Source organism: Shewanella sp. S1-58-MNA-CIBAN-0166, from assembly GCF_040310085.1.
In the GTDB taxonomy this organism is placed as follows: Bacteria; Pseudomonadota; Gammaproteobacteria; order Enterobacterales; family Shewanellaceae; genus Shewanella.
The window spans coordinates 1-3,700 of the sequence record NZ_JBEOPN010000064.1; the positions used below are offsets into that span (position 1 = coordinate 1).

The 3,700-nt window shown below is 38.6% G+C and carries 5 protein-coding genes and 1 pseudogene; 3 read left to right on the forward strand and 3 right to left on the reverse strand.

Features of this window, described 5'->3' with window-relative positions:
* Nucleotides 1-121 precede the first annotated feature (121 nt).
* Together AAEY99_RS21025 and AAEY99_RS21030 are read left to right on the forward strand one after the other, a co-directional pair.
* Nucleotides 122-643, forward strand: coding sequence for a hypothetical protein (locus tag AAEY99_RS21025; RefSeq protein WP_011637972.1), 522 nt, complete (start codon nt 122-124; stop codon nt 641-643).
* 55 nt (nt 644-698) lie between these two features.
* On the forward strand, nt 699-1,034 hold the full coding sequence (locus tag AAEY99_RS21030; RefSeq protein ID WP_350996147.1) for a DUF6488 family protein: 336 nt from the start codon (nt 699-701) through the stop codon (nt 1,032-1,034).
* Nucleotides 1,035-1,211: 177 nt separating this feature from the next.
* On the opposite strand, the gene AAEY99_RS21035 is transcribed toward AAEY99_RS21030, so the two are convergent.
* Nucleotides 1,212-1,619, reverse strand: a complete 408-nt coding sequence (locus AAEY99_RS21035) for a MarR family winged helix-turn-helix transcriptional regulator (RefSeq protein ID WP_350996144.1) — start codon at nt 1,617-1,619, stop codon at nt 1,212-1,214.
* 8 nt (nt 1,620-1,627) lie between these two features.
* On the reverse strand, nt 1,628-2,800 hold the full coding sequence (locus AAEY99_RS21040) for a cation diffusion facilitator family transporter (protein ID WP_351011921.1): 1,173 nt from the start codon (nt 2,798-2,800) through the stop codon (nt 1,628-1,630).
* 239 nt (nt 2,801-3,039) lie between these two features.
* Here AAEY99_RS21040 and AAEY99_RS21045 point away from each other — a divergent pair, with 239 nt between their 5' ends.
* Nucleotides 3,040-3,336: a hypothetical protein gene (locus AAEY99_RS21045; protein ID WP_157822829.1), complete on the forward strand. Its 297-nt coding sequence runs from the start codon at nt 3,040-3,042 to the stop codon at nt 3,334-3,336.
* 33 nt (nt 3,337-3,369) lie between these two features.
* On the opposite strand, the pseudogene AAEY99_RS21050 reads toward AAEY99_RS21045, so the two are convergent.
* A pseudogene (locus AAEY99_RS21050) lies at nt 3,370-3,537 on the reverse strand (IS110 family transposase); the annotation flags it as partial.
* Nucleotides 3,538-3,700: the final 163 nt, after the last annotated feature.

Genomic DNA, 3,700 nt, shown 5'->3' on the forward strand with positions numbered 1-3,700 from the left:
TTATTCATACGCCCTCTGCATGATTAAATCCTTCTTGGTCGAAAGATCTGATCGTAAAGAGGGCGTTTAGTTCAATTATTATCCCGAGTTCAGGTTAATTAACAAATAAAAAGAGATAAATATGCAACATACAGTCAGCAGCAGTACGTTAATTAAAGCCGCTCTATCGGCGATTGTCGTAGCAGGCATTGTTTTAGTTACGCTAATTTTACCCGCCGAATACAACATCGATCCGACTGGGATTGGACAAAAAATAGGTGTCACAGTATTAGCGCAAGCGGCAGAACCAGAAGTGCAACAAAGCGCTCCTGCCGAAGGCTCTAATGAGTTTCAAACGATAGAAGTGATGGTACCTGCAGGGCGTGGAATAGAATATAAATTCGACATGCAACAATTTGAAAAAATGACCTATGAATGGATAACAGATGGGACGGCTTTATTTGTTGACCTCCATGGTGAGCCAAAGGGAGATACCTCAGGATATTACGAAAGTTATGTCATCGCGACGTCGGCTGATATGAAAGGTAGTTTTACGGCACCTTTTGCTGGTTCCCACGGATGGTATTGGAAAAATAAGTCTAATCAACCGGTAGCAGTACAGTTATTGGTAAAAGGACAATACAAAGTCATCGGTTTAAAATAATCGGTTGAAAATGATCGGTTTAAAATGATCGATTTAAAATAATAAGGGGAAATTTATGAGAATATTACTTTTTACCATGGTGCTTTTGAGCAGCTTTATCAGCAGTTATTCGCTGGCACATTCAAGCCATGGCCATATGAATGATAATGCTGTCATCAGTGTTGTCATCAAGTCTGCAAAACAAATGACATTTAAGGACTTCGGCTATGCGGTTGGTCAGCTTCCGGTATCATGGAAAAATATTACCGTTGCAGATGTAACGGTCTTTAGCGTTACAGGAGGCGTTTATATTGTGAGTGCCACTAATACAGAAGATAAAAAGACGTTATATTTTCAAATTGCTGACGATGGTGAAGTCATGGCTGTATCTGAAAGTAACACTTTTAAATAATTGATAAATAGTTTTGGACACAAACTTAATGTGTCCAAAACTAACGTTGATTCAAAAACAAAACAAGCACTAGCTAAATTATTTCTCACGCCCAATATACTGATATAAAAACGATTTACTTGTTCTCTTATTCGCACTTCATTTGACGTTGTAACATCATATTCTACAATCTGAAGATTAGAATTCTCGGTTCATTTTTTCAAAACTCTTGGTCAGAACATCTATCGAATTTTGATCTAAATGACGAGTAATATCTTCTGTCAGTTGTATATGCATGCGATTGTGGTGCTTATGGAGCGCAATGCCTTCGCTTGTTAATCCAACTAATATTGAACGTCTATCGTCTTCATGTGGAGAGCGAGTAATGAGTCCAAAATTTACCAGCCTCTCTACCTGAACCGTTAAGGTGCCAGTGGTAATTGCAAGCCTATCTGCTAGCTCTTTCATTCTCATGGAACCGTGAGAGCCTAACACCTCAATGGTGTGCACTTGTGCCAGTGAATAACCGGTATCTTTAACGACAGACTGCTCCCAAGAAGACAGTTTGTCGTAAAACTCTATGATTAAATTATTCAAAGAATGCATAAAGGGCCTTAGCAGTAATTCACTTCGATAGTTAAGTGGCTTAGCTTATCAAACTTATTCAATAAGTGTTTAAATGATTCAACGTTGGTATCTGTGGATGTGCAGATTGCGATAGAGGCAGAATAATGATCTGCACTAATTCTCCAAATATGAATATCGGTGACCTTGGTTTGTTCATCATCAATAGTATTAACAATGTCTAATTGATAATCTTCGTCGATATTTTCATCTAATAGAATAGGACTCGTTTGCTTCATTAAACCTAGAGCCCATTTAGTAATCACCACCGCACCAACGATCCCCATGATAGGATCTAACCAATACCATCCAAGGAATTTTCCTACCAAAAGTGCACAAATTGCTAACACCGATGTTAATGCGTCAGCGAGTACGTGGAAGTAAGCTGCCTTCAGATTGTGGTCGTTACCACTATGGTGCTCGTGGTCATCATGTTCATGGCTATGAAGTTTGTGGTCATCATGCTCGTGGCTATGACGCTCGTGGTCATCATGTTCATGGCTATGAAGTTTGTGGTCATCATGCTCGTGGCTATGAAGTTTGTGGTCATCATGCTCGTGGCTATGAAGTTTGTGGTCATCATGTTCGTGGCTATGATGCTCGATACTATGACGCTCGTGGTCATCATGTTCATGGCTATGAAGTTTGTGGTCATCATGCTTATGACTATGATGTTTATGGTCACCGTGGTCACCGTGGTCATGGCCGTGATGTTCATGACCCAATATAAACATACTGGCTATGTTGACGACTAGACCTACGATAGCCACAAGAATTGATTGGTTAAATTGGATCTCAATAGGTGACCATAAACGGTGTAGAGATTCAACCAGCATAATAATAGCGACAATGGCTAATGCGATAGCACTTGTATATCCACCGAGAACGCCGACTTTGCCTACGCCAAAAGAGAATCGGTCACTATTAGCATGCTTTTTTGCATAGCTATAGGTGAATAGCGTAATACAAAAAGCGGCTGCGTGAGTCCCCATATGCCAACCATCAGCGAGCAGAGCCATAGAGCCATATATCGTCCCCGCTATCACTTCGATGGCCATAGTGATGACTGTGATAACAAGCACATACCAAGTACGTTTGACATTTTGCTCGTTAACGGAGGTGAAATTGTGTTGGTGGATATATTTTTCGGCAATTTTATTCATAAGAAAATAGTTTGATTATCAAGTAATTCTCGATGTTATATTGTTTGATAGTCAAAGTATATAGGTTGGTTATCAATTTTAAGCATTCAAAAAGCTGATTTGAGAGTCTTGTTTCGGATTATCTTTTTGATTAATAATAGCATTGCAGTTTTTTCAGGGGAGGGAGTAAGATTGCAAGAGATAAAGCTAGAAATGTTTTACTGTGAAACGTTAGCATTACGAGGATTTGTTGAAAAGTTATGGTTATAAACACAAGAATACTTTCTTTGGCATTTATATTGTCTATGATTTGCTCTTGCTCTACGACTCCACCAATTGTTGTTCATAACGAATACGGTGAGATGTCAGCTGACAACGAACTGTTTCGAAAAGAAGCGAGTGATTGTGCGTTAGAAGCTAGGCAAGGTGTTAGTAGTGCAACATTAAATGAAAACTCAGAAGAGCTTGAAGTCGCTTTTGCTAGTATTCAACTTTTATCTTTTTTTAGCGCAAACGCTTCATGTATAAAATCAAAAGGTTGGCGTATTAAAGAGTAATATTAATACGATACTATGGCGTCAATAGTTAATTTAAGATTTTGGCGCTTCCCATAAAACACCATCTCTTAGCATCGAATTTAAGCTAATAACCATCTTTCTGATGTAGGCAACAATAGCCACTTTGTTTGGTTTTTCTGCAACAACTAATCGTTGATAAGTCCCTTTGGAAACGAGGTTAGATTGTATCGCTGACATCATGTCATCGATTTGTTTATTTGTGTAACCCTGTTCGACCATCAGCTTGGCATATTCTAATTTTTGCAGAGGGCTGACAGTGACTTTCATTTTTCTAATCATGATAAATACCTTTAAGATTTTGCTTATTTTAAGCTATAAATCTCTACAGTTTCATTAGACCATT

Bases quoted from the DNA above. Each gene is read 5' to 3' on its own strand.
- AAEY99_RS21030 (WP_350996147.1), top strand. From the start codon at position 699: ATGAGAATATTACTTTTTACCATGGTGCTTTTGAGCAGCTTTATCAGC.
- AAEY99_RS21035 (WP_350996144.1), bottom strand. From the start codon at position 1,619: ATGCATTCTTTGAATAATTTAATCATAGAGTTTTACGACAAACTGTCT.
- AAEY99_RS21045 (WP_157822829.1), top strand. From the start codon at position 3,040: ATGGTTATAAACACAAGAATACTTTCTTTGGCATTTATATTGTCTATG.
- AAEY99_RS21040 (WP_351011921.1), bottom strand. From the start codon at position 2,800: ATGAATAAAATTGCCGAAAAATATATCCACCAACACAATTTCACCTCC.
- AAEY99_RS21025 (WP_011637972.1), top strand. From the start codon at position 122: ATGCAACATACAGTCAGCAGCAGTACGTTAATTAAAGCCGCTCTATCG.